We start from the raw sequence: 25,072 nt of genomic DNA on the forward strand, positions 1-25,072 counted from the left end.
ACTACCCGGGCACCCCGAAAGCTTCGGCCAGCGCTGCCGACCCGGTGACCGGCAAGTCGCAGACCCGTCCACGGCACACATACGCCGCATCGGCCCCGGCCACCCGATCCCGGCCGACCAGCAACGACGACGAGTCCGCGTGGCCACCAACGACGATCGCACCGCCGGGGGCCAGCCGACGCGCGTCGGCCAGGAGTGCAGACTGCGGGTCGGCGCACGCGACCGCAACCTGCAGCGGTCCGCGAACGGCGGATTCGGCCACGGACAACCAGTGACCGGCCGACCGTGGGGCGCGGGCCAGCAGCACCGAATGTTGGCGCAGCGTCTCCTCGGCCGCCCGCAGATACCGCTCGGCACGGCCGTCGTCTACCAGGTGCGCCGCGGTCAGCAGTGCCTCCGCGATCGACGACGCCCCGGACGGCGTTGCGCCATCCAAGGGGTCGGCGGGCCGAAGCATCAGCCGCTCGGCGTCATCGGCGGTGTCAAACCAGCGACCGGGCCGCTGGGTATCGGCGAAGTGCGCCAGCGCGCTATCGAGCAAGCCGCAAGCCGCGGTCAGCCAGGTCGCATCCAAAGTCAGCTGATACAACGCCAACAGCCCGGTAGCCAACATCGCATGATCCTCCAGGACGGCGGCGCTGGCGCCAACCACCCCACCCAAGCTGGCACGGCGCAACCGGCCGTCAACGAGATGCACATCCAGCAGCGCGGTGGCGCATCGCAGGGCGGCCCGGGCCAGCTCGGGTTGTTGCAAAGCCACACTGGCCTCGGCCAGCGCAGTAATCGCCAACCCATTCCAGGACGTCACCACCTTGTCATCACGTCCCGGCTGGGCACGGTCGCCCCGGGCTGCCGACAAAGCACCCCTGATGCGTTCCAACCGTTCGGGGTCGTCCGGATCGGCCGGCAACTGCAGCACCGAGGCCCCATCTTCAAAAGTGCCGGACTGGGTGACCTCGAAAGCTGCTGCCGCCCAACGGCCGTCGTCACCGCCCAGCGCAGTGGTCAACTGCTCCGGGGTCCAGACATAGGTGGACCCCTCACGGCCATCGGCGTCGGCATCGAGTGACGACGTGAACGTGTCTCCATCTGCCAGGTCGTTGAGCAGAAACCGCGCGGTCTGCGCGGCGACCCGTCGAGCCAGCGGATTTCCGGTCCGCCGCGCCCAGTGCGCATACACGCGCAGCAGCAGCGCATTGTCGTACAGCATTTTCTCGAAATGCGGTACCACCCAGCCATTATCGACGCTGTATCGCGCGAAGCCGCCGGCGAGTTGGTCGTAGATACCGCCGCGGGCCATCGCGCTGCCGGTGCGCGAAACCGCCTCCAGCGCCGCCACCGAACCGGTGCGCTCGTAGTGCCGCAACAGCGCCTCGAGCAACGCCGACGGCGGAAACTTGGGTGCATTGCCCCAGCCTCCATGGGCCATGTCCTGCTCGCCCAACACAACCGCGACGGCATGGTCGCACAGCTCGGTCACCACGTCGGGACCGCCGCCGGGCAGTCCCGATGCCATCGAGCGCAACTCGCCGGCGATGTGGCCCGAGGCGTCCTCGACCTCGCCGCGGCGCTGCCGCCAAGTCTCGGTGATGGCCGAAAGTAGTTGCAGAAAATCGGCTTTCGGATAGTAGGTGCCGCAGAAGAATGGTCGCCCGTCGGGAGTCAAAAAACATGTCATCGGCCAGCCACCCTGTCCGGTAAGTGCGACCGTTGCGTTCATATAGACCGCGTCGATATCGGGCCGTTCCTCGCGATCCACCTTGATGTTGACGAAGCCGTCGTTCATCACGGCGGCCACCTGTTCGTCCTCGAACGATTCGTGGGCCATGACGTGGCACCAGTGACACGCGGCGTAGCCAACGGAGAGCAGGATCGGCACGTCGCGCGCGGCGGCGTCGGCCAGCGCCTGCGGCGTCCATTGCTGCCAGTGCACCGGGTTGTCGGCGTGCTGGCGCAGGTAGGGACTCGTGGCCCCGGAGAGGGTATTGCTTCCCGACCAATCAGCCGGAGTCATCGGCGGGCCCGGGTGGTCGAGCAGATCCGCTGTCCTCTGCGCCGGACGGGTCGTCGATGTCAACCGCATCCGTGCCCTCGTCGGCCGCCTGATCCGGCTCGGGGTGCTGCCGGTCGAACGACTCGGGGACCTTCTTGAGTTGCCGGTTCATCGATCGCACCAGGAACAGCGTGGCGACCACCAGCAGCACCACCACCAGTAGCCCCAGCGGACTGGCCTTGCCGAAATCGGGTCCGGTGTGGCGGGGCGCGTCGTCTGCAATCACGGTGAGTAGAAAGTGGTTCATTGGTCCGATTCGATCCCTGCAAAAAGTTCGGTCTCCGGCAGACGGATGGGGACACGCGAGCGCGCCAACTCAAACTCCTCGGTCGGCCACAACTCCCGCTGCCAGGACAGCGGAGCGGCGAAAAACTCGGCATTCGGGTCGATCTGGGTGGCGTGGGCGCGCAGCGCATCGTCCCGCTGAGCAAAATACGCCGCGCACTCCACACGCGTGGTCACCCGGTTGGCAAAAGGGTCGTGGTCGGGATGCCAATGTTCGAGCCATTTCCCGAATGGGCCTTCCTGGCCGCGCTTGATGAACTCCTCCTGCAGGATCCTCATGCGTTCCCGCAGGAAACCATGAATGTAGTAAAGCTTGGACACCGTCCACGGCTCGCCGGCATCCGGGAATCGGTGGAAATCGGCGGCCGCCTCGTAGGCGCCGACCGAAACCTGGTGGCAGCGAATGTGGTCGGGATGCGGATAGCCGCCGTTCTCGTCGTAGGTGGTCATCACGTGCGGCCGGAATTCGCGAACCACCCGCACCAAAGCCTCGATGGACTGTTCCAGCGGCACCAGCGCAAAACATCCCTCCGGCAGCGGCGGCGGTGGATCGCCCTTGGGCAATCCGGAGTCGACGAAGCCCAACCACGAGTGCTCGACGCCGAGGATCTCCGCGGCCTTGGCCATCTCGTCACGACGAATTTCGGAGATGTGTCCATGCACGTCGGGCAAGTCCATCGCCGGATTGAGAATCTCGCCCCGCTCGCCGCCAGTCAGCGTCACCACCAGCACTCGATGGCCCTCGTCGGCGTAGCGGGCCAGGGTGGCGGCCCCCTTGCTCGATTCGTCATCGGGATGGGCATGCACAGCCATCAACCGCAGTTCGCTCACGTGCCCCTTTTCCCTCTGCCCGTCGGTCGGTCGTCCCGCTGGTCAACCCCTCGAGCGTATAAGCGACCCTATAATTCCAGTTCTCGATCGTTCCATCCTGGCGACCGGCAGCTGGCTCCGGCCAACTGGCAACCCACCCATTGATCACGTATAAGGCATGAACTCAGCACCCTATTCGCGTCCCGAAACTCGCTACGGGCGAGACCGACTGTCGAGTCGATCGCGGCGCCGCATCGGCATCACCCTGGCGGTGGTGGTCGTCGTGGGCGGCATCGCAGTGGCCGTCATCGGCTACCAACGAATCGGAACCAGCACCGTTAGCGGCTCGCTGGCCGGGTATCGGGTTATCGACGATGAGACGGCGTCGGTGACCATCACCGTGACTCGGGCAGACCCGTCGCAGCCGGTGGATTGCATCGTGCGGGTGCGGGCCCGCGACGGCAGCGAGACCGGCCGCCGCGAGGTACTGGTGCCGCCTTCGGACCAGGCCACCGTGCAGATGACGACAACTCTGAAATCGAGTAAGCCGCCGTTGATGGCCGATATCTACGGCTGCGGCACCGATGTGCCCGGTTACCTGCGCGCGCCCTGACCGCGCAACAAACCCCGAACTGCGCAGATGTCGTCATCGACCGTTAGCGCAGTGGTAACATTGGCGGATGCACGGTCCTGACCGGGACCGTGTATTGCTGCATTAATGGCCGTAAGCAGAATCGGAGATGCAGCACCCGGGGGTGGGGAGCCGCATACGCGGCGGGATCAGGAACTTGCGCGAATACGCCGCAAGACTACACAAGGAGCGCGACGAGATGACGGAAACTCAGGTGACCTGGTTGACCCAGGAGTCACATGACCGACTCAAGGCCGAGCTCGATCATTTGATTGCTAACCGTCCAGTCATCGCCGCAGAAATCAACGACCGCCGCGAAGAAGGCGACCTGCGTGAGAACGGCGGGTACCACGCCGCCCGCGAGGAGCAGGGCCAACAGGAGGCCCGCATCCGCCAGCTGCAGGATCTGCTCAACAACGCCAAGGTCGGTGAAGCGCCCAAGCAGTCCGGTGTGGCCCTGCCCGGCTCCGTGGTGAAGGTCTACTACAACGGTGACAAGTCCGACGCCGAGACGTTCCTCATCGCTACCCGCCAGGAGGGCGTCAACGACGGCAAGCTCGAGGTGTACTCGCCGAATTCGCCCCTCGGCGGTGCCCTGATCGACGCGAAGGTCGGTGAGACTCGCAGCTACAAGGTCCCCAACGGCAGCACCGTCGAGGTCACGCTGGTCAGTGCGGAGCCGTATCACTCTTGATGGCGCCGGATGCGCGTAGCGCATCCGCATGCAGCTAGTCCAGAGCCTGCTCGAGATCGGCGATGAGGTCGGCGACGTCTTCAATGCCGACCGATAGCCGCACCAGGTCGCCGGGAACCTCCAACTGCGATCCCGCCGTCGACGCGTGCGTCATGGCACTGGGGTGTTCGATCAGCGACTCCACCCCGCCCAGCGATTCGGCCAAAATGAAGACCGTTGTCTTGGCACACAGTTTCTCGGCGGCCGTCCGACCGGCACGCATCCGCACGGACACCATGCCGCCGAAACCGCGCATCTGCCGCGCCGCGACCTCGTGTCCGGGGTGGCTGGGCAACCCCGGATACAGCACGTCGCTGACCGCTGGCTGCTCAGCAAGAAATTCCGCAATGGCAGAGGCATTTTCGCTGTGCCGCTGCATCCGCAGCACCAGTGTCTTCAGCCCGCGCATGGTCAGGTAGGCGTCGAACGGGCCGGGCACCGCTCCCGCCCCGTTCTGCAGAAATCCGAAGGCCTGGTCCAGCTCTTCATCGTTGGTGGCCAGGGCACCACCAACCACGTCGGAGTGGCCACCGATGTACTTGGTGGTCGAGTGCAGCACCACGTCGGCACCCAGCGTCAACGGCTGCTGCAGCGCCGGGGACGCGAACGTGTTGTCCACCAACACCTTCGCCGAGCTATCCGCGCCCAGCTGGGCTATGCCCGCGATATCGGCGATGGACAGCAGTGGATTGGTCGGGGTTTCCACCCATAGCAATCGGGTCCGCGGTGTGATCGCGGCACGCACCGCGTCCAGATCGGCCAGTGCCACCGGCGTGTATTCGACGTTCCACTGAGTGAAGACCTTGTCGATCAAGCGGAACGTGCCGCCGTAGGCGTCGTCGGGGATCACCACATGGTCGCCGGGACGCAGCATGGCCCGCAGCGCACAGTCGGTGGCAGCCATACCGGAACTGAACGCCCGCCCAAACGCGGCCTCTTCGACGGCCGCCAGTGCAGCCTCCAACGCGGCCCGGGTCGGGTTGCCGGTGCGGGCATATTCATAGCCGCCGCGCAGGCCGCCGACGCCGTCTTGGGCGAACGTACTACTGGCGTAGATCGGAGCGTTGACGGCGCCGGTCGCCGGGTCCGGGCGATAACCGGCGTGGATTGCTCTAGTTGCCAGCCCGGCGAACCGGTCATGGCCCTCGCGGTCGTTCATCGGTGCCCAGCCTAATCGCGAGCGCCACCCCGGCCGCAAATGCACAGCCAGGGTGGCGCTTTGCTAATCACTCACTTACACAAGCAAGTTGCCTGCCCTGATCACAGTGGAAGGCAAACCGTCGTCATGATCTTGTCGGCCAGTGTCTGCCGCTTGGCGTCCCACAGCGGGAACAGGAAACCGATGTAGCAGATGATCGCGTCTACGATGTGCGCGAGCTGGCGTACCACCGACATCCCGAAGCCCAACGGCTCGCCGGTCGCTTCGCTGACCACCTTGAACTTCAGCACCGACTTGCCGATGCTCGAACCGGTGGTGCCCTGCCGGTACCCGTAGTCCCACACCAGGTAGGCCAGGCCGACCAGCGACATCAGCCATTGCGCCACTTGGCCGATCATTGAGGGCTGGGAAACGCAGTACTGCCCGATGTCGTATTGACTGATGTCGGTGACACACGACGACGTCGTGGTCACCATCATGATCAGCCATCCGATGCCGGTGAGCAGGACGTAGGGAGCCCAGTCGATGAGGGCGGCCAGCACCCGGGTGATCCACGGTGTGTAGGACTCGGTCGGCAGCGCACGGACCGCCGGTCCGGGTGGCGGTGGCGCGTAGCCGCCGGCCGATGGCGGCGGAGGCGGCGGGTAGCCACCCTCGGGCGGCGGCGGAGGTGGGGGGTAGCCGCTGCCGCCCGGCGTGGGCCTCGGGGGCGGCGGGGGCGGCGGGGACAGGTATCCGCCCGCTCCGGGCGCCGACGGGGCGGGCGGTGTTTGGTACCCACCCGAGGGAGGTTCAGACCCACCGGAAGGCCCTGGTGGCGGAGGCGGCGGGGGGTAGGACCCGCCGGGCGGCGGCTGATCGGTCATGGACAACCTTCCACTCAGTATTAGCTGAACTAGGCGGCCCTACAGTACCTGAGGCCGTTGGGCTACGAAGGGTCTGGGCGAGAGCTGGGTCACAGTCGCCGTCGGTGCCGGCGCCGGCTCATCCGGACGGCTCCGGCGACGGTAGCTAGCAGGCAAAGCCGTCCGCGGTCGAACCCGGTTTGCCGGCCCGCGGAACGCTAACGTCGCCGCGTGCCCTCAGACAGGAAGCCCAACAGGTCGTAGCGGGTGATGACCCCGACCGGTTTGCCTTCCTCGACCACCATCAGCGCGTCCCAGTCCCGCAACGCCTTGCCGGCGGCACCGACCAACTCGCCCGCCCCGATCAGCTTTAACGGCGGGCTCATGTGTTGCGACACGGCATCGGCCAAACTAGCCCTACCTTCGAAAACCGCCGACAGCAGTTCGCGTTCCGAAACGCTGCCGGCAACCTCACCGGCCATCACCGGCGGCTCGGCGCCGACGACAGGCATCTGCGACACGCCATACTCTCGGAGGATTCCGATTGCGTCGCGCACGGTCTCCGACGGATGGGTATGGACCAAATCGGGTAGCGCGCCGGACTTGCGGCGCAGTACATCACCCACCGTGGACTGATCGGCAGAGCCGTCCAGACGGTTGCGCAAGAACCCATACGACGACATCCAGGCGTCGTTGAAGATCTTCGACATGTAGCCGCGGCCGCCGTCCGGCAGCAAGACCACGATCAAAGCGTCGGGCCCGGCCTGCTCGGCGACCTTCAACGCGGCCACCACCGCCATGCCGCACGACCCGCCCACCAGCATCGCTTCTTCCCGGGCTAGCCGCCTGGTCATGTCGAACGAGTCGGAATCAGACACCGCGATGATCTCGTCGGGCACCGCCGGGTCGTATGCCGCCGGCCAAAAGTCCTCGCCGACCCCCTCCACTAGGTAGGGCCGACCCGTGCCGCCGGAATACACCGACCCCTCAGGGTCGGCACCGATGACACGAACCTTGCCCCCCGACACCTCTTTGAGGTAACGACCGGCCCCGGTGATCGTTCCGCCGGTGCCGACGCCGGCAACGAAATGAGTGACCATGCCGTCGGTATCGGCCCAGATCTCCGGGCCTGTGGTCGCGTAGTGGCTGGCCGGACCTTCGGGGTTGGCGTACTGGTCAGGTTTCCAAGCGCCGTCGATTTCGCTGACCAACCGGTCCGAGACGCTGTAGTAGCTGTCCGGATCGTCGGGCGGTACCGCCGTCGGGCATACCACGACCTCGGCTCCGTAGGCCCGCAACACATTCTGCTTGTCCTCGCTGACCTTGTCGGGGCAGACGAAGACGCAACGGTACCCGCGGTGCTGTGCGACCAAAGCCAGCCCGACGCCGGTGTTACCGGAGGTAGGTTCGACGATGGTGCCGCCGGGTCGCAGCTGCCCGTTGGCCTCGGCGGCATCGATCATTCGCACGGCGATCCGGTCCTTGGAACTGCCACCCGGGTTCAAATATTCGACCTTGACGGTCACCGTCCCCGCCCCGGCAGGGACGACCGAATTCAGCCGAACCAAAGGTGTGCCGCCGATAAGGTCACTGATGTGCCGCGCAATCCGCATGTGCTCAATCGTCTCAGGCCTGTTCCGGTGGCGCGCAGCTAGACTCCGGACCCGCAGCGGCGCGCTAGCCGGTGGCTTCGCGGATGTACTCGCCGATCTGCCGCAACGAGCGGACCGCCTCGGGTAACAGCGGCCCAGCGACCTGGAAATCGTGCATCTGGCCGGGCCAGACGCGAACCTCCGCCGGCACACCGACCGCCGCCAGTTTCCGTGCGGCCAGCTGAGCGTCGTGCAGGAGCACCTCGGATCCAGACACATGAATGAGTGTTCGCGGCAGCCCCGGTCTGATGTGCTCGAGAGGTTCGTAAATCTCCTCCGGCTTGCCGTCGATTTTGTTCTTGGCGGCCGCGCTAGCAACTAATTCGCCGAGCGCGTCGAATGCCCTTGACCCGAACATTGCGTCGCGTTTGATGTTGGGATGGGCCTGCTTGTCACTCTTTGCTAGCTGCAGCAGTGGCGAGATGGCAACCAGAGCCGCCGGCTCCTCATCTTCCTCTTGCAGACGCTGGGCCAGAGCCAGCGCCAGATACCCGCCAGCGGAGTCGCCGGCAAGCACAATCTGCTCCGGGTCGTGTCCCAACAGTCGCAGCCAGCGGTAGCCGTCGTGACAATCGTCGAGCGCCATCCCGATCGAATGCTTGGGCATCAGCCGATAGTTGACGACCAGAACGGGCGCGTCAGCGAACTTCGATAGCAACTCGGCGAGCCGGCCATGCGAGTTTGCTCCGCACGTGAGGAACGCGCCGCCGTGCAGATAGAGAACCACTCGCCGAGTGCCGTCGGCGGGCAACACCCCGGGCGCTCGAACGAGTTGCGCTGAGGCATTTGACAAGGTGACCGTGGCCCTGACGGTCGCGGACGCCGGCAGCAGCGCTTTGGCCGCGTGATCGATGAGACCCCACGGCCACGGCGCATGGGGAGCGTAGCTGCCGGCCGCCAAAACCGGCCGGATCGTCAACCGTGACGCCAGCGTAGCAACTCGGGCAGCAATGCTTGGACCAGCCTCGACGACCTCGACCGGAGCGCCGTCGCTGATGGCAAATCTGCGTGCCTCGAGTCTACGTGCCTTCAGAACATCGCGTGGGCGAATGGCATGCGTAGGGTAATCCGATACCCTGCTGGGTGCAGTCATGCTCACCACTTCCTACGTCTTTGTAGTCCGATACAGCATGTGACGGAGATGCCGAGCGTCCGGTTCGCGCACTCCCCCGAGCGGTCAACCAACTCCTGCGACTTAGCTTGACAGCTTACTTCTTAAACAACCCTTAATGAGTCTGATTCGATACCACAATTGATCCACACCGTAATTCACGTGTTTCGGAAGCTTCGCCCGCAAACAGCAAAGCCGACCTAAACTGATCGCGTGGGCATACGCGTGCCGCGGCGTTCAACGATCGCTTTGGCCACAGCGGGTGCACTCGCCTCGACGGGCACAGCCTATCTGGGCGCACGCAACTTGCTGGTCGGCCAGGCGACGCACGCGCGCACGGTGATTCCTAAATCTTTTGCCCCGCCGCCTCAGGCCGATGGCGTGTACGGCCGCGGCGGCGGGCCGGTACAACGATGGCGGCGCGGGACACCCTTCGACCTGCACTTGATGATGTTCGGTGACTCGACGGCGTGCGGATACGGCTGCACCGCCGCCGAGGAAGTCCCGGGTGTGGTCATTGCGCGCAACCTCGCCGAGCAGACCGGCAAGCGAGTGCGGTTGAGCACCAAAGCCATCGTCGGCGCCACCTCGAAAGGCGTATGCGGCCAGGTTGACGCCATGTTCGTGGCGGGCCCGCCGCCCGATGCGGCGGTAATCATCATCGGCGCCAACGACATAACGTCGCTCAACGGCATCGGTCCATCGGCAGAGCGGCTGGCCTCGGTAGTACGCAAGTTGCGTGCCCGCGGCGCCGTCGTAGTCGTCGGCACCTGTCCGGACTTCGGCGTCATCACGGCCATCCCGCAGCCGCTGCGTTCGCTGGCCCACACCCGTGGTGCGCAGCTTGCCCGAGCCCAGAGCATCGCTGTCAAAGCTGCCGGCGGTACCCCAGTGCCGCTGGCCAATCTGCTGGCCTCCCGCCTTCGGTCTGAGCCAGAACGGATGTTGTCCGACGACCGCTACCATCCCTCAGCCGCCGCCTACGCCCTGGCGGCAGATCACCTGCTGCTGGCGCTGCGCGATGCTCTGCGCGCAAAAGCGCACCAGAATGGATGCCGACAAGAAGGCAGCCCAACGGCACCGTTGCCGGCACCGCCCGAGGCGCCGTCACCAGGAGCGGGCCAGGCTCGTGGCAACATTGTTTCGCGGCTCTGGCGGCGTCCGGCATCGGGCCTGCCCGCCGCCGTACCAATGCCGGCCGTTGGATAGCCCGAGCCCGATTGCCCGCCTCCTCACTGGGTCGCTGCGCAACCCGGATCGTCACCAGGCCGACCCCGATTGCCCGCCTCCTCACCGGGTCGCTGCGCAACCCGGATCGTCACCAGGCCGACCCCGATTGCCCGCCTCCTCACCGGGTCGCTGCGCAACCCGGATCGTCACCAGGCTGACCCCGATTGCCCGCCTCCTCACCGGGTCGCTGCGCAACCCGGATCGTCACCAGGCTGACCCCGATTGCCCGCCTCCTCACCGGGTCGCTGCGCAACCCGGATCGTCACCAGGCTAGATTCGGCTTCGCAACACCCCAATGGAGGGAGCCGTCATGCCGGAAGCCGTCATCGTCTCAACCGCCCGCTCGCCGATCGGCCGCGCCATGAAGGGATCGCTGATCAGCATGCGTCCCGACGATCTGGCCGTGCAGATGGTGCGGGCCGCGCTGGACAAGGTCCCCGCGCTGAATCCGCACCAGATCGACGACCTGATCTTGGGCTGCGGCCTACCGGGTGGCGAATCCGGTTTCAATATTGCACGTGTCGTCGCGGTCGAACTCGGCTACGACTATCTGCCGGGCACCACCGTCAACCGTTACTGCTCCTCATCGCTGCAGACCACTCGTATGGCCTTCCATGCCATCAAGGCCGGCGAGGGTGACGCATTCATCTCCGCGGGAGTGGAAACGGTGTCGCGGTTCGGCAAGGGCAACTCCGATTCATGGCCAGACACCAAGAACCCGCTGTTCGACGAAGCCCAGGAAAGGTCCGCAGCCGCCGCCGCGGGCGCCGACGAATGGCATGACCCCCGCGCCGACGACAAGCTTCCCGACGTCTACATCGCGATGGGCCAGACCGCTGAAAACGTCGCTATTATCACCGGCATCACCCGCGAAGAACAGGATCGGTGGGGTGTCCGCAGCCAGAACCGTGCCGAGGACGCAATCAAGAACGGCTTCTTCGAGCGGGAAATCTCCCCGGTCACCCTCCCCGACGGCACCACGGTCAGCACCGACGACGGCCCTCGGCCAGGTACCACCTATGAGAAGGTCAGCGAACTCAAGCCCGTGTTCCGCCCCAACGGCACCATCACCGCCGGCAACGCCTGCCCGCTCAATGACGGCGCCGCCGCGGTGGTGATTACCAGCGACGCCAAGGCGAAGGAACTTGGCCTCAAACCGTTGGCGCGCATCGTATCCACGGGCGTCAGCGGCTTGTCTCCGGAGATCATGGGCCTTGGCCCGATCGAGGCCTGCAAGAAGGCCCTGCAGCGAGCCGGCATGTCGATCAAAGACATCGACCTTGTCGAGATCAATGAAGCCTTCGCAGTGCAGGTGCTGGGTTCGGCCCGGGAACTCGGTATCGACGAGGACAAGCTAAATGTTTCGGGTGGCGCGATCGCCCTCGGTCACCCGTTCGGCATGACCGGTGCCCGCATCACCACCACCTTGCTGAACAATCTCCAGACCTACGACAAGACGTTCGGCCTGGAAACCATGTGCGTAGGCGGCGGTCAGGGTATGGCCATGGTGATCGAGCGACTCAGCTAGCGCCGTAGCGTGCCAAGGCCGGGCGCGAGCGTGCCCGAGTCTGCGCACAGGGCCACCGCACCCCAATAACCTGCGCCGCCACCGCAGACTCAACGCCACCAGCGCAGACTCGACACCACCACGGCCGCCCACCAGACGAAAAAGCCGGCACACACGTGCCGGCTTTCTCGTCAAAGAGAAGCTAGTCGTTCTGCAGATAACTCAGCAGGCGCAAGATCTCGATGTACAGCCAGACCAGCGTCACGGTCAGGCCCAGCGCAATACCCCACGCCGCCTTTTCAGGGGCTCCCGCACGGATCATCTGGTCGGCCGCGTCGAAGTCGATCAGGAAGCTAAACGCCGCGATGCCGATAACCACCAGCGAGAAAATGATCGCCAATGGCCCGCCGCTGCGCAGGCCCAAGCCCTCTCCGCCGCCTACACCGAACATTCCCAGCACCAGGTTGCCGATCATGAGGGCAAGTGCGCCGAACATGGCGGCGACCAGCATCCGGGTGAATTTGGGCGTCACCCGAATAGCCCCGGTCTTGTAAACGACAAGCATGCCGAAGAACACACCCAGGGTGGCCAGGACGGCTTCCCCGATCAGAACTCCCGCATTGGCCGACCCGACCGAGTAGGCGGCCAAGACGAATGAGATGGCGCCGAGGAATAGGCCCTCTAGGGCGGCGTAGCTCAAGACGATCGCCGGATTGTCCTGCTTGCGACCGAAGGTCGCCACCAACACCAGCGCCAAGCCACCAAACGCGCCGACCAGTGCCAGCGGCATGGCCAGGGCGACGTTTCGCGCCACCAAGAAGTAGGAAACGGCGGCGGTGGCCGTCAGCATGGCCAGCGTCATACCGGTCTTGGTGACGACATCGTCGATGGTCAGCGGGCGGGACGCCCTGGCCTCCTGGTAAGGCGCCGCGTACGGGTCGGCCGGGTATCCCGGCTGCATCTGGGCCGTTCCAGTGCCGAACTGTGCGTATCCGCCGCTCTGCTTAGGCAGTGAACGAAATACCGGGTTACTTGTCTCCCGCACCGTCGGATCCTCTCTTATGGCTCCAAGTATGGCTCGATATGGCTCGACCATAGTTATGCGTCGAACTGTGCGAACAACTGCTCAACGATCAGTGGCCCGCGTGGGTTCCCGGCACGTTGCTGCTTTCTATTTCCGGATTCGCGCCGAACCCTGCCACCCTCGTCGGGCTCACGATAAACCTTAGCCCCGCGGCCACCCCGGAGCGAGCCACGATCTAGATTGCTGGTCAAACTCATGGCCAGCTGGCGAGAGCATTTCGGCGAGGGGAGATCAGGGCGTGACAAAAGCCGTGACTGGGGAATCCGACGAAGTTTTGACCCGCGTCGATGGTGGTGTCGGCTTTATTACCCTCAACCGCCCAAAGGCGATCAACTCGCTGAACCAAACGATGGTGGACCTGCTAAGCACGGTCCTTGTCCGGTGGGAACGCGATCAAGAGGTGCACGCGGTGGTGCTCTCGGGGGCCGGGGAACGTGGATTGTGCGCCGGCGGCGACGTGGTGGCGGTCTATCACAGCGCCCGCGGCGACGGAACCGAAGCGCGGCGGTTCTGGCGCGACGAGTATCTGCTCAACGGTCAGATCGGCCGATTCGCCAAACCGTATGTGGCGTTGATGGACGGCATCGTGATGGGCGGCGGCGTGGGTGTCAGCGCGCATGCCAACACCCGGGTGGTGACCGACACTTCCAAGGTCGCGATGCCCGAAGTCGGCATCGGATTCATCCCCGATGTCGGCGGGGTTTACCTGCTGTCCCGAGCGCCGGGCGCGCTGGGCTTGCACGCAGCGCTGACCGGAGCGCCATTTTCCGGTGCCGACGCCATCGCGCTCGGATTCGCCGACCACTTCGTGCCGCACGAACACATCGACGCGTTCGCAGCAGCGATCGCCACCGACGGTGTCGAAAGCGCACTCGCCCACTACACGACCGAGCCACCGCCCAGCACCCTTGCTGCACAGCGTGATTGGATCGACAAGTGCTATTCGGGTGACACCGTCGCCGACATCATCGCCGCGCTGCGGGCATACCGCGGAGATGGCGCCGACCAAGCCAAGGACGCCGCGGATCTGATTGACAGCCGCTCCCCCGTCGCACTGTCGGTCACGTTGGAGGCGGTGCGTCGCGCGGCGGCGCTGGAGACGCTGGAGGATGTGTTGGTTCAGGACTACCGGGTGTCGTCGGCGTCGATACGCTCACACGACCTGGTGGAGGGCATTCGCGCGCAACTGATCGACAAAGACCGCAATCCGAAGTGGTCCCCGGCGACGCTGGCCGAAGTCACTGCGGCCGACGTGGCAGCGTATTTTGCGCCGGTCGACGACGACTTGAATTTCTAGAGAGGCGAAGCCATGGGTTACCAAACCATCCTGGTCGAGCGCGATCAGCGCGTCGGCATCATCACGCTGAACCGGCCACGGGCCCTAAACGCGCTCAACAGCCAGGTGATGACCGAAGTCACCGACGCCGCAACCGATCTGGACAACGACTCCGGCATCGGCGCGATCATCATCACCGGCTCGGCCAAGGCGTTTGCCGCCGGTGCAGACATCAAGGAGATGGCGGATCTGACGTTTTCCGAAGCGTTCGATACCGACTTTTTCGCCGCCTGGGGCAAGCTCGCTGCGGTTCGCACCCCGACCATCGCCGCGGTGGCCGGATACGCTCTCGGCGGTGGTTGCGAAGTGGCGATGATGTGCGACCTCATCATCGCCGCCGATACCGCGAAATTCGGCCAACCCGAGATCAAACTCGGTGTGCTGCCCGGGATGGGTGGGTCGCAGCGGTTGACCAGGGCAATCGGCAAGGCCAAGGCCATGGATCTCATCCTCACCGGGCGCACCATCGATGCCGCCGAAGCGGAGCGCAGTGGCCTGGTATCGCGTGTGGTGCCCGCCGACGACCTGCTGACCGAGGCCAAGGCCGTCGCTGCCACGATTTCCCAGATGTCAAGGTCGGCGGCCCGGATGGCCAAAGAGGCCGTCAACCGAGCCTTCGAATCGACTCTGACCGAAGGGTTGCTCTACGAACGTCGACTCATCCACTCCAGTTTCGCGACCGCCGATCAAGCCGAAGGTATGGCAGCATTTATCGAGAAACGCCCGCCTAACTTCACACATCGATGAGCGAAGTGGATTCCGCAACCAGCACCGAAGCCGGCGACCAACCAGCACCTACCGCCGACGAACCGGCTGACGCTTCGGCTGGCCCGGAATCCGCTGCACCGCAAGCGGTCCGCAACGCGTGGTGGATTCGGCACTACACTTTCTTCGGGTCCTCGGTCGGCTTGATCTTCGTGTGGTTCTCGATGACGCCGTCGCTGCTGCCACGCGGTGCTCTGTTTCAAGGACTGGTCAGCGGCATCTCCGGTGCGATTGGTTATGGCTTGGGCGTCTTCGCCGTCTGGCTGGTCCGCTACATGCGCTCGCAGAATTCCAGCCCGCCACCGCCGCGGTGGGTGTGGCTGCCGCTGATCGCGATCGGTGCGGTGGGCATGGTCTTGATGGCGATCTGGTTCCACGTCTGGCAAGACGACGTCCGTGACCTGATGGGCGTTGAGCACCTGCACTGGTACGACTACCCACTGGCCGCGACCGTTTCGCTGGTGGTGCTCTTCGCCCTGGTGGAGGTCGGCAAGTTCGTCCGCTGGCTGGTCACCTTCCTGGTGCGGCAGGTGGACCGGATCGCGCCGTTCCGCGTCTCGGCAACCATTGTGGTGGTCCTGCTGGTGGTGTTGACGATCACACTGCTCAACGGTGTGGTGCTCAAATTCGCGATGAACTCGCTAAACGGCACCTTTGCCGCGGTCAACAACGAAATGAATCCCGACACCGCGCCCCCCAAGACCCGGCTGCGATCGGGTGGCCCCGAGTCCCTGGTGTCCTGGGAATCGCTGGGCCATCAGGGCCGAATCTTCGTTGAGGCCGGCCCCACTGTGGCAGAACTGAGCGCGTTCAATGCCGCGCCGGCCCTCGAACCAATACGGGCCTACGCGGGGCTAGACTCCGCGGACGGGATTAGGGCGACCGCGCAGCTGGCGGCCCGCGAACTGCAGCGCACCGGCGGCCTGAACCGCGCCGTCGTCGCGGTCGCGACCACCACCGGCACCGGCTGGATCAACGAGGCCGAAGCCGCTGCGCTGGAGTACATGTACAACGGCAACACCGCGATCGTAAGCATGCAATATTCGTTCTTGCCCAGCTGGCTGTCCTTCCTGGTGGACAAGGAAAACGCCCGGCATGCCGGCGAGGCGCTGTTCGAGGCGGTCGACGAGCTGGTGCGGCAGATGCCGGAATTCCAACGGCCCAAGCTTGTCGTATTCGGCGAGAGCCTGGGATCGTTCGGCGGCGAGGCACCGTTTATGAACCTCAACAACATTCTCGCCCGCACCGACGGCGCATTGTTTAGCGGACCGACGTTCAACAACACCGTCTGGACCGGCCTGACCACCAATCGCGATGCCGGTTCACCCGAGTGGCTGCCCATCTACGACGACGGTGCCGATGTCCGCTTTGTAGCCCGCCCAAGCGATCTGCAACGCCCGCATGCGCCCTGGGGCCGGCCGCGGGTCGTCTATCTGCAGCACGCCTCGGACCCCATCGCCTGGTGGACTCCCAACCTGCTGTTCAAGGAGCCGGACTGGCTGCGAGAACCGCGCGGCTACGACGTGTTGCCCCAAACCCGCTGGATTCCGGTGGTGACGTTCATACAGGTCACCGCCGATATGGCGGTTGCCGTCGATGTGCCCGACGGGCATGGCCACCGCTACGTCGCCAACGCGGCCGACGGCTGGGCGGCGGTATTGTCGCCGCCGGGTTGGACCCAGCAGAAGACCGAACGGCTACGGCCGCTGTTGCACGCCAATGCGATGCCGCTCGGCTCGACGGATAGCAGCGGCTAGCGGCTCAATTCGGCCAGCGCACCGGCCGCCAACAGCGCGTGGTAGCCGCCCACGACGTCGGTCGCCCGGTGCAGGCCGAGGTCTAGCAGCGCCGCCGCGGCGAGGCTGGAGGTGTAGCCCTCCGAGCACAAGATCACCCACTCGACGTCGTCATCGACGGCCTGCGGTAGCCGGGCATCGCTGGTTGGGTCACAGCGCCACTCCAAGACGTTGCGTTCGATCACCAACGCTTCCGGCACTTCCCCTTCCCGGGCCCGCTGGGCTTGCGGCCGGATATCGACCAGCAGGGCTCCGCGCCGCAGCGCGTCGGGCACCCGGTCAGCGGGTAGGCGGCGATACCGGGCTCGGGCGTCATCCAGTATTCGGTCGATCCGGCTCATCACGGCCCCTCCGGCTGGTCGGTCAATTCGGTGCGCTGGCGGCGCAGCGTGTTGCGCTCGGTGACCTCGTAGTACGACATCGCCGTCAGCGGCGGTGAGTAAGCGTGCACGCTCAGTGTCGGCGGCAGTGAACTGGCGGCCCGTTCCACGACCGGGGCCTGGCGCGGCGCCCAGACGACGTCGTGCACCCAACCCAGCGGGAAACCGGCCTGGTCGCCCGCATCGAGGCGTCGGCGCCGCAACCGCCGACCGTCCCAGCGAAATTCATTGAGCGATCCGGACAGCACGGTCAGCGCCCCCAGGGAGCCGCCGTGATCGTGCAGTTCGGTTGCGTGGCCGGGAACCCAGCTGATCAGCCAAATGTCGAGTTCCTCGTCTCCGTGCACCCGGGTGAACCAGCGCTCGGTCTCGGGCACGCCGCCCTCCGGCAGCAGGTGGTCGCAACGCCCGCTGAGAACGTCGTCGGCAACCTGGTCGGTGGCGCGCAGCAGGTCGGGCACGCGAAGCCGGGTGGGTCCGGGGGACGGGGAGTTGACGGTCAGCGTTTGTGCGGGCGTGACGGTGGACTGGTACAGGGGCATTGCCACGGGAAGGATTCTCCAGGGTGCGAAACGGATGGGGTGGTCGGCGGCGCGTTAGGCGCGACAACACTCCAAAAATCCGAAGCACTTCATCACGGCACACAGTGTTGCATAAATTGTCACCATGTGTCGGCGCGGTCCCCGTGGTCTGCTGTGCGGATCGCTGCTTGTCGCGGCCGCTGTGTCGGCCGTCGTGGGCTGCTCGCCGGACGGTGCCCACGGTCGGGCCGCGTCGTCGTCGGCGAAGTCAGCGACACAATCACCGCCCGGGTCTCGTTCGCTGCCACCAGGTGTGGTGGGCGTGTCACCGACCGGGGTGACAACAAAAGTGGACGTCCCTGCGGAGTCGACCGAAGAGGAATATTTCCAGGCCTGCCATGCCGCAAAGCTGTGGATGGACACTCAGCCCACCACCGGGCAGGCCCTCGTCGAGCCGTATCTGGCAATGGTGCAGGCATCCGAATCCGGCGTTGCCGGCAGCTGGAATATTCGGTGGGCGCAGCTCTCGGCACCGCGTCAGGCGGCGGTCATCGTCGCGGCCCGTGCCGCGGCCAACAACGAATGCGGATAGCGGTCGCGCAGCGCCGCTGGGGGCGCGGCATGCAATTGGGATCAGAGTGCACAAAACATCCGGCCGGGTCGATCGCGGCCAGCATCCCCGCGCAGAATGAACGTTATGTCCGGGCCAATCGCCGTGCGTACGCGCGGATCATCGCCGACACGCGTCGCGTTGGTGCTCGGCAGCGGCGGGGCCCGCGGTTACGCGCACATCGGCGTTATTCAGACGCTGCGTGAGCGTGGCTACGAGGTCGTCGGGATCTCCGGATCGTCGATGGGTGCGGTGGTCGGCGGCCTCCATGCGGCGGGGCGGCTCGAGGAGTTCAGCGACTGGGCACGATCGCTGACTCAGCGCACTATTTTGCGGCTACTGGACCCGTCGATCACCTCAGCCGGGGTGCTGCGCGCCGAAAAGATCTTGGACGCGGTGCGCGAGATCCTCGGCCCGGTGACCATCGAGCAACTGCCCATCCCGTATACCGCGGTGGCGACCGACCTGCTGGCGGGCAGGTCGGTCTGGTTTCAGCGCGGCCCGCTTGATGAGGCCATCCGGGCATCCATCGCGATACCGGGAATCATCGCGCCGCACGAGGTCGACGGGCGGCTGCTCGCCGACGGCGGCATTCTGGATCCGCTTCCGATGGCGCCGGTGGCCGGGGTGAGCGCTGACCTGACCATCGCGGTGAGCCTCAACGGCAGCGAGGGCGACGCCGTCCGCGAGACCGAGCCGGGTGTCACCGCCGAGTGGTTGAACCGCATGGTGCGTACCACCTCTGCGTTGTTCGACGTGACGGCCGCCCGGTCACTACTCGACCGGCCGACGGCACGGGCGGTGCTGAGTCGGTTCGGCGCGGGGACCCCGGAGCCGGACCCCTGGTCGGAGACTGAAGAGATCCCCGAAGAGGTCGAAGTCCCCGCACCGGACCGGGACGGCGCCAATTACGCGCCCGGACTCCCCAAAATGGGCAGCTTTGAGGTGATGAACCGCACGATCGACATCGCCCAGTCCGCGCTGGCGCGGCATACGCTCGCGGCCTACCCGGCCGACCTGCTGATCGAAGTGCCGCGCTCAACCTGCCGTAGCCTGGAATTTCACCGGGCGGTGGAGGTCATCGCGGTGGGTAGGGCGCTGGCCACGCGTGCGCTGGACGCACTCGAGGTCGACGAGCAACCCGCACCCCCGGCGGTCGAGGGCTGATCAAACCCCTAGAAACGCTGCCACGGCTGCTGCTTCGCGCCGGCCCTGGGCGCGTCCGGCCGCCGCAGAGCCGCTGCGGCAGCCCGGATCCAGCGGGTTGGGCCCAAAGGCCGCCAGCGAATCCTCGTCAGCGAACACGGCGAACGCAGTGCCGGCAAATGCGGCGATTTCGGCAGCCGGGCCAGGGCCGAATGGTGAGGGCGCTTGCGGGTCGGCGGGCACCAAGACGACGGCGACGTCACAGTCGCCGGCGGCGCCAAGGTTAACCGAGCTGGCTACCCCGCCGTCCATGTAGCGGCGGCCGGCGATCGTCACCGGCGGCCAGGCTCCCGGCACCGCGCAGCTGGCGGCCACCGCGTCGACAAGCTCGACGCCTGAGTGGGGACCGAACACCACCAGTTCACCGGTCGCGGTATCGATCGCGATGAACCGCAGTTCCCGGTCCGGCCATTGGTGTGACGGCAGCCGTTGGGCGATCACCTCACGGCGAACGGACTCAGGAACGGTTGCGGTGGCCAGCGCCACGCCACCGATTCGCTGCAATCGCCCCGTTGCCCCGTCCCAGCCCTGGCCCCGCGGCTCCCGCAAGGCGGCCAGGAAGAGTTCGGTGATGGCATCGATATCGACGCCGGGATCGATCTCCACCGAGGTCGTGGCCAGCTGCCGCTCGAACAGCACGTCCAGGGGGCAACCGCTGCTAATCTGCGCGGCGACGGCCGATCCGGCCGACGTCCCGACCAGCACCTCGGAGTCCATCAGCAACCGCGCGGCCGCCGGTGATTCGTCGGCGATGCCGCACAGAACGCCTGTCTCCCAGGCGATTCCCGCAAGCCCTCCGCCGGCCAATACCAGTGCGCGCTTAGTTGCCACGTCCAGCCAGTGTGCCAGCAGGCCGTGGCCGGCTCATGCCCGAGTGTGCAGCGCCCGCTCGACGTCCGGACGCAAATCGGGGCGCCGAAGCTGGTGGCGGGGTGGGTCGGGCAGCGGTACGCTTCGGGTGATCTGCAGCGCGGAGTCAACATGGACCAGCTCGCCCGGGGCGAGCAGGCGCCAGCGCGGGTCATCGTCCATCGGCTCGCTGGCGAACACCACCGACGGCCGTACGCGCAGATACTCGGAACGCGCGCGAATCCTTTTGGTGCGCAGGTGGAATTCGCGTCGTGGTGGCGGCGCACTACGACGATCCAAGACGTACAGGTTGTGTGGTTCCGGATAGCGCAACGCCCACATCTCGGTGGCGGTGCTCAGCAAAACGTTGACCGCATAGATCGGCACATGTGCGGCGAGCCATTGCATAGCGTCGATCAGACCGGCCGACACGTCGCCGTCATGAGTGCGGATCGATGCGGTGATCAGCGCGAACACCCGCTCGGAGTCCGTCTGGCCCCGCACCAGGTTGGCGGTACCGACCTCGCGAAGCCGCTCATCGAGCACATCGAGATCGCCCAGCGTGCCGTTATGCGCAAAAATCCGATCATCCTGCAGGAACGGATGGGTGTTGAGGACGCTGTGTGAGCCGGTCGTCGCGTAGCGCACGTGAGCGATGAACGTGGTACCGGTCATATCGTGTGCTTCGGTCGCGAAGTCGGCGTTCTGCCAAGCCGCAATCGGTTGCTTACGCAGTTCGGGTTGTCCCCGGTCGTCGAACACACCCAGCCCGGTACCGTCCGGATTCCTCCTGCTCTGGGCGGCGAGGTTATCGGGGGCATTCAGCAGCCAGAAGGTCGCGGTGACGACGTCCTTTCCCGCGTGCAGGCCAAAGAGTCGACACATGGCCTCGACGTTACCGAAATTCAGCCTGTCAGTATGGTCGACAGTTTCTGCAGTACCCGGCGCGCATAGCCTTTCCACAACATGCCAAACGCCGGCAACGCGGGGGCGGTCAGCGCCGACTTCGGATGGATGGTCCAGCGCCAGGTGATCTGGGTTCCGCCATCCATGGGGACAAAAATCCAGGCGCCCGTGACCGAGCCGACCAACACCGACATTGGGCCCTTGATATCGGTGAGTCGGTAACCGAATAACCGCGGCGGCTCCACGGTGGTCAATTCTTCGTGCACGCTGCCACCGCCGACCATCAGCAGCGTGCGGCTCTCGCCCACGGCCCCCCAATCACCGGTCTGGTCTCGAACCTCCTTGATCGGCGGAATCGGCCCATACCAGTGTCCGCAGATATCTGGCAGCGGTACGGGCAACGTACCGTGGAACGCTTCTTCGACGGCGATTGGCACGACGCGGGATTGCTCGACGACGACTGGTGCTGCCATTGGTTGTCGGGGTGGCGGTGCCGTGGGATGGGCCCGGGTCCCCTGCTCCCTTCGCTGTGTTGGGTTGGCCGTGAGGTGATCGGCGGACTATTGACTCTACGCAGTCTTCGCCGATACGCGCTGTAATGGTCCGCCGGGGTGGCGGAGCGACACGGCCAGTCGCGCGCTATGCAGCGAAAATCAATGTGGCTCATGCCCGTATCGACCGGCTGCGGGCCGCGTGCGGCGGGTCGGTAGCGCAGCCAATAGCTGTCGACGCACAAAAACGACCACCCTGGACGACCTTTCGCGGCACCCGGAACCGGGGTTGTTGCCGCATCGGGAGCACCCACCGGCAACCAAGTTAGCGCGACAACTCCGGCGAGGCCCGGCCGGTGATGAGCGGCAGATCAAAAAAGCTTTGGATGCCGGGCGGAGCAGCGCAGGTAGCGGGAACCGCGTTGACGCAATGCGCCGCAGTTGCGACGATGCCCGGATTGCTGTCCAGTCCGGCCGCCACGCTCTCCGGCTGCCACCCCTTGATGGTGACGACAGTGTCCGGATTGCCACGTACCTCGATCTCGTAGCGCTCTCCCGCGGTGCCGAAAGACCATGCTGGATCAAGGTTTTCCTCACCCATCAGCCAATTCACAGTGATCTCGACCACCACCCTGTCGCCAACCATGGCCTCCCAGTGGAAGCGGCGCCCAGCCACCTGGCCCGGCTCGATCACCCCGATCGGTGAGTCGATCGGTGCGGTCGCGATGGCCACCTCTTGCGAGGTTCGGATTTCCGGGTCGGCGGCAAAGCCCAACCGGTCGACGCAGAGCCGGACCGATTGGATGAATCCACCGTCCAACAGTTTTTGCATCGGACCGGTGAGCGCGCTGTCCGGGGTACCACCGAATCCCATGACAAACCGCAGCACGTCGGGCGCCCCGTATGTGCGGAGATCGGAAAACTCTTCGGAACGAACGAAAGTCACGCCGGTGGACATCACCGATAGCAGCAGCGGGAACAGTTCGGTGGCCGCGCCGGGTCCGATGCCGGCACCGTGTAGCGTGGCGTTGCCGGCCTGCGCGGCAACTTCCAGCGGTGCGGCTTCTTTCTCGCTGGGGTAGAACCAGCCCAGCGGGCTGACAACGTTCTTGCCCGAATGCAACAGTGCCGCAACCTCATCGACGCTGGGCATCAACGGTGCGTAGATCACCGCGTCGGCATCCAGCGCCAGGATCTCGTCGATGCTGTTGGTCGCGATCACGCCAAGCGGTGCCGTGCCGACGATTTGGCCGACGTCGAGGCCGCTCTTGGCCTCGGAATGCACCCAGCAACCGACGAGTTCAAGCTCGGGATGCTGTAGCACGCCTTTGATGGCGGCTACGCCGACCGATCCCGTCGCCCATTGGACAACTTGCAGGCCCATGACCCCACCTTCCTCGCGAGCAGACACAGAATCGCACGTTTCGACCCGAGGCTATGCGATTCTGTGTCTGCTCGCGCCTAGAACCGCACCTCGGTCACCTGGTAGTGGTTGTCGGCGTAGCGAGATCTGATGGTCTTCTTGTCGTATTTGCCCACGCTGGTGCGGGGAATCTCCTCGGCGAACGCCCAACGTTCCGGCAACCACCAACGGACAACCTTGTCCGCCAGGAATATTCGCAAATCCTCGGCACTGACCGTGGCACCCTCGCGACGCACGACCACAGCTAGCGGCCGTTCCTGCCAGCGCTCGTCGGGAACGCCCACCACCGCGGCCTCGACCACGTCGGGATGGCCAATTAGGCAGTTCTCCAGCTCGACCGAGGAGATCCATTCCCCACCGGATTTGATGACGTCCTTGGCACGGTCGGTCAGCGTGATGAACCCCCGCTCATCGATGCGGCCGACATCGCCGGTGCGCAACCACCCGGAGTCGAACTTGGACTCGTCATATCCCAGGTAGTACGAGCCGGTGATCCACGGCCCGCGCACTTCTACCTCACCCACGGCGTTGCCATCGTTGGGCAGCACCGCCCCGTGGTCATCGACGATCCTGGTTTCCACTCCACATACCGGCTGCCCTTGGGTCGTCCGGATCGCCCAATGCTGATCGTCGGGGGTTCCCGGCGGTGGCCAGGCCATGGTGGCCATCGGCGACGTCTCCGTCATACCCCACAGCTGCCTTATCTGGACGCCGTGCTTGGTTTCGAACGTGCGCATCAGCGATTCGGGTACCGCCGAGCCGCCGCAGGCGACCAGCCGCAACGATGACACGTCGTGGCCCGGGTTTTTCTCCAGGTAGTGCATGACGTCATTCCAGATGGTCGGAACCGCCCCGGCCAACGTGGGCCGCAGATGCTCGACCATGTGCACCAGGGCAGGGGCGTCCAGATGCCGATCGGGCAGCACTAAGTCGGCACCGGCCATCAGGGCCGCATATGGCAGCCCCCAGCCGTTGGCGTGAAACATCGGCACGATCGGCAGCACCCGATCGCTGGATCCCACCCCGATCCCATTGGTACTGCACGTCGCCATCGTGTGCAGAAAGCTCGAACGATGGCTGTACACCACGCCTTTGGGATTACCGGTGGTACCACTCGTGTAGCACATTGCGGCGGCGGACTTCTCGTCGATCTGCGGCCAATCGAAATCGGTGGACTCGCCGTCGATCACCTCGGCGTAGCGCAGCACGGCCTTGCCTGACTCCTCGAGCGGCGCGGTGTCGCCGTCCCCAACCGCGATCACGGTGTGCACGGTGTCCAGCTCGGGCAGGACCGGTGCCAGCAGCTTGGCCAACGACAGGTCAACGAGGATCACCCGGTCCTCGGCTTCGCTGGCGACGTACACGATCTGTTCGGCGAACAACCGGATGTTGAGGGTGTGCAGCACCGCGCCCATCGACGGGACGGCCAGATAGGTCACCAGATGCTCGGCGTTGTTCCACATGAATGTGGCCACCCGCTGGTCCCCGGTCACGCCGAGGCGACGCAAACCGTTTGCCAGCTGGGCCGCACGTTGTCCCACTTCACGGTAGGTGGTGTGGCGATAGTCGTCACCGGTAGCGGTGATGACCTGGCGTTGGCCGTGGACACCGCAACCGTGCCGCATGATCGCGGTGATCGTCAACGGAAAGTCCTGCATCGTGCTGTACATCGATGTACCGCCTTAGGGG

At 65.5% G+C, this 25,072-nt stretch carries 24 protein-coding genes and 1 pseudogene; 9 read left to right on the forward strand and 16 right to left on the reverse strand.

Going from position 1 to position 25,072, the window contains the following annotated elements; translation table 11 throughout:
* Position 1 precedes the first annotated feature (1 nt).
* Genes MB901379_RS18565 through mca form a run of 3 tightly spaced genes read right to left on the reverse strand, consistent with a single transcriptional unit; the run spans position 2 to position 3,169 of the window.
* The gene (locus MB901379_RS18565; RefSeq protein ID WP_158017957.1) at positions 2-2,014 is read right to left on the reverse strand and encodes a thioredoxin domain-containing protein; all 2,013 of its coding nucleotides are present in this window, start codon (positions 2,012-2,014) and stop codon (positions 2-4) included.
* A complete protein-coding gene (locus tag MB901379_RS18570) occupies positions 2,001-2,300 on the reverse strand; it encodes a hypothetical protein (protein WP_158017958.1) in 300 nt (99 codons plus the stop codon). The genes MB901379_RS18565 and MB901379_RS18570 overlap by 14 nt, the downstream gene beginning before the upstream one ends.
* Positions 2,297-3,169, reverse strand: a complete 873-nt coding sequence (gene mca, locus MB901379_RS18575) for a mycothiol conjugate amidase Mca (protein ID WP_158017959.1) — start codon at positions 3,167-3,169, stop codon at positions 2,297-2,299. Before mca ends, MB901379_RS18570 begins: the two co-directional genes overlap by 4 nt.
* Before the next feature lie 157 nt (positions 3,170-3,326).
* On the opposite strand from mca, the gene MB901379_RS18580 reads away from it, so the two are divergent.
* On the forward strand, positions 3,327-3,761 hold the full coding sequence (locus tag MB901379_RS18580) for a DUF4307 domain-containing protein (RefSeq protein ID WP_158017960.1): 435 nt from the start codon (positions 3,327-3,329) through the stop codon (positions 3,759-3,761).
* Positions 3,762-3,978: 217 nt separating this feature from the next.
* Positions 3,979-4,473, forward strand: coding sequence for a transcription elongation factor GreA (gene greA, locus MB901379_RS18585; protein WP_158017961.1), 495 nt, complete (start codon positions 3,979-3,981; stop codon positions 4,471-4,473).
* A gap of 34 nt (positions 4,474-4,507) precedes the next feature.
* Here the strand turns inward: greA and MB901379_RS18590 are convergent, their stop codons facing one another.
* From MB901379_RS18590 to MB901379_RS18605, 4 genes are all read right to left on the reverse strand, one after another.
* Positions 4,508-5,671: a cystathionine gamma-synthase gene (locus MB901379_RS18590; RefSeq protein ID WP_158017962.1), complete on the reverse strand. Its 1,164-nt coding sequence runs from the start codon at positions 5,669-5,671 to the stop codon at positions 4,508-4,510.
* A gap of 101 nt (positions 5,672-5,772) precedes the next feature.
* Positions 5,773-6,537 carry an RDD family protein gene (locus MB901379_RS18595; RefSeq protein ID WP_158017963.1) on the reverse strand — a complete coding sequence of 255 codons (765 nt, stop codon included), beginning with the start codon at positions 6,535-6,537 and terminating at the stop codon, positions 5,773-5,775.
* A gap of 197 nt (positions 6,538-6,734) precedes the next feature.
* Complete coding sequence (locus tag MB901379_RS18600) at positions 6,735-8,129, reverse strand: cystathionine beta-synthase (RefSeq protein ID WP_158017964.1); 1,395 nt, start codon at positions 8,127-8,129, stop codon at positions 6,735-6,737.
* A gap of 64 nt (positions 8,130-8,193) precedes the next feature.
* Positions 8,194-9,261: an alpha/beta hydrolase gene (locus MB901379_RS18605; RefSeq protein WP_158017965.1), complete on the reverse strand. Its 1,068-nt coding sequence runs from the start codon at positions 9,259-9,261 to the stop codon at positions 8,194-8,196.
* Between the two features lie 243 nt (positions 9,262-9,504).
* Between MB901379_RS18605 and MB901379_RS18610 the strand changes: the two genes are divergently transcribed.
* Complete coding sequence (locus tag MB901379_RS18610) at positions 9,505-10,488, forward strand: SGNH/GDSL hydrolase family protein (RefSeq protein WP_158019296.1); 984 nt, start codon at positions 9,505-9,507, stop codon at positions 10,486-10,488.
* A 331-nt stretch (positions 10,489-10,819) separates the two neighbouring features.
* Entirely contained in the window at positions 10,820-12,037 is a 1,218-nt protein-coding gene (locus tag MB901379_RS18615; RefSeq protein WP_158017966.1) for an acetyl-CoA C-acetyltransferase, read from the forward strand.
* A gap of 181 nt (positions 12,038-12,218) precedes the next feature.
* Here the strand turns inward: MB901379_RS18615 and MB901379_RS18620 are convergent, their stop codons facing one another.
* Positions 12,219-13,061 carry a Bax inhibitor-1/YccA family protein gene (locus MB901379_RS18620; protein WP_158017967.1) on the reverse strand — a complete coding sequence of 281 codons (843 nt, stop codon included), beginning with the start codon at positions 13,059-13,061 and terminating at the stop codon, positions 12,219-12,221.
* Between the two features lie 289 nt (positions 13,062-13,350).
* Here MB901379_RS18620 and MB901379_RS18625 point away from each other — a divergent pair, with 289 nt between their 5' ends.
* Genes MB901379_RS18625 through MB901379_RS18635 form a run of 3 tightly spaced genes read left to right on the forward strand, consistent with a single transcriptional unit; the run spans position 13,351 to position 16,958 of the window.
* Positions 13,351-14,397, forward strand: a complete 1,047-nt coding sequence (locus MB901379_RS18625; protein ID WP_158019297.1) for an enoyl-CoA hydratase/isomerase family protein — start codon at positions 13,351-13,353, stop codon at positions 14,395-14,397.
* A gap of 12 nt (positions 14,398-14,409) precedes the next feature.
* Complete coding sequence (locus MB901379_RS18630; protein WP_158017968.1) at positions 14,410-15,183, forward strand: enoyl-CoA hydratase; 774 nt, start codon at positions 14,410-14,412, stop codon at positions 15,181-15,183.
* A complete protein-coding gene (locus MB901379_RS18635) occupies positions 15,180-16,958 on the forward strand; it encodes an alpha/beta hydrolase (protein ID WP_158017969.1) in 1,779 nt (592 codons plus the stop codon). The genes MB901379_RS18630 and MB901379_RS18635 overlap by 4 nt, the downstream gene beginning before the upstream one ends.
* On the opposite strand, the gene MB901379_RS18640 is transcribed toward MB901379_RS18635, so the two are convergent.
* Together MB901379_RS18640 and MB901379_RS18645 are read right to left on the reverse strand one after the other, a co-directional pair.
* The gene (locus MB901379_RS18640) at positions 16,955-17,338 is read right to left on the reverse strand and encodes a rhodanese-like domain-containing protein (RefSeq protein ID WP_158017970.1); all 384 of its coding nucleotides are present in this window, start codon (positions 17,336-17,338) and stop codon (positions 16,955-16,957) included. The two genes, MB901379_RS18635 and MB901379_RS18640, sit on opposite strands and share 4 nt — an antisense overlap.
* Positions 17,338-17,919 carry a cysteine dioxygenase gene (locus tag MB901379_RS18645; protein WP_158019298.1) on the reverse strand — a complete coding sequence of 194 codons (582 nt, stop codon included), beginning with the start codon at positions 17,917-17,919 and terminating at the stop codon, positions 17,338-17,340. The genes MB901379_RS18640 and MB901379_RS18645 overlap by 1 nt, the downstream gene beginning before the upstream one ends.
* A gap of 124 nt (positions 17,920-18,043) precedes the next feature.
* Here MB901379_RS18645 and MB901379_RS18650 point away from each other — a divergent pair, with 124 nt between their 5' ends.
* Both MB901379_RS18650 and MB901379_RS18655 read left to right on the forward strand, forming a co-directional pair.
* On the forward strand, positions 18,044-18,490 hold the full coding sequence (locus MB901379_RS18650; RefSeq protein ID WP_158017971.1) for a lipoprotein LpqV: 447 nt from the start codon (positions 18,044-18,046) through the stop codon (positions 18,488-18,490).
* 105 nt (positions 18,491-18,595) lie between these two features.
* The gene (locus tag MB901379_RS18655) at positions 18,596-19,675 is read left to right on the forward strand and encodes a patatin-like phospholipase family protein (RefSeq protein ID WP_158017972.1); all 1,080 of its coding nucleotides are present in this window, start codon (positions 18,596-18,598) and stop codon (positions 19,673-19,675) included.
* Here MB901379_RS18655 and MB901379_RS18660 read toward each other — a convergent pair whose 3' ends face one another.
* From MB901379_RS18660 to MB901379_RS18685, 6 genes and pseudogenes are all read right to left on the reverse strand, one after another.
* Entirely contained in the window at positions 19,676-20,545 is an 870-nt protein-coding gene (locus MB901379_RS18660; RefSeq protein ID WP_158017973.1) for a patatin-like phospholipase family protein, read from the reverse strand. It lies immediately after the preceding gene.
* Between the two features lie 33 nt (positions 20,546-20,578).
* Positions 20,579-21,448, reverse strand: coding sequence for a class II glutamine amidotransferase (locus MB901379_RS18665; RefSeq protein WP_158017974.1), 870 nt, complete (start codon positions 21,446-21,448; stop codon positions 20,579-20,581).
* Between the two features lie 20 nt (positions 21,449-21,468).
* Positions 21,469-21,942, reverse strand: a complete 474-nt coding sequence (locus MB901379_RS18670; RefSeq protein WP_158017975.1) for an SRPBCC family protein — start codon at positions 21,940-21,942, stop codon at positions 21,469-21,471.
* Positions 21,943-22,103: 161 nt separating this feature from the next.
* Positions 22,104-22,255, reverse strand: a pseudogene (locus tag MB901379_RS24825) (formylglycine-generating enzyme family protein); the annotation flags it as partial.
* Between the two features lie 30 nt (positions 22,256-22,285).
* Positions 22,286-23,344 (reverse strand): NAD(P)H-dependent amine dehydrogenase family protein, encoded by a 1,059-nt coding sequence (locus MB901379_RS18680; protein WP_158017976.1) that lies wholly within the window; start codon positions 23,342-23,344, stop codon positions 22,286-22,288.
* A 77-nt stretch (positions 23,345-23,421) separates the two neighbouring features.
* Complete coding sequence (locus MB901379_RS18685; protein ID WP_158017977.1) at positions 23,422-25,053, reverse strand: long-chain fatty acid--CoA ligase; 1,632 nt, start codon at positions 25,051-25,053, stop codon at positions 23,422-23,424.
* Positions 25,054-25,072 lie beyond the last annotated feature (19 nt).

Source organism: Mycobacterium basiliense, assembly GCF_900292015.1.
Taxonomy (GTDB): domain Bacteria; phylum Actinomycetota; class Actinomycetes; order Mycobacteriales; family Mycobacteriaceae; genus Mycobacterium; species Mycobacterium basiliense.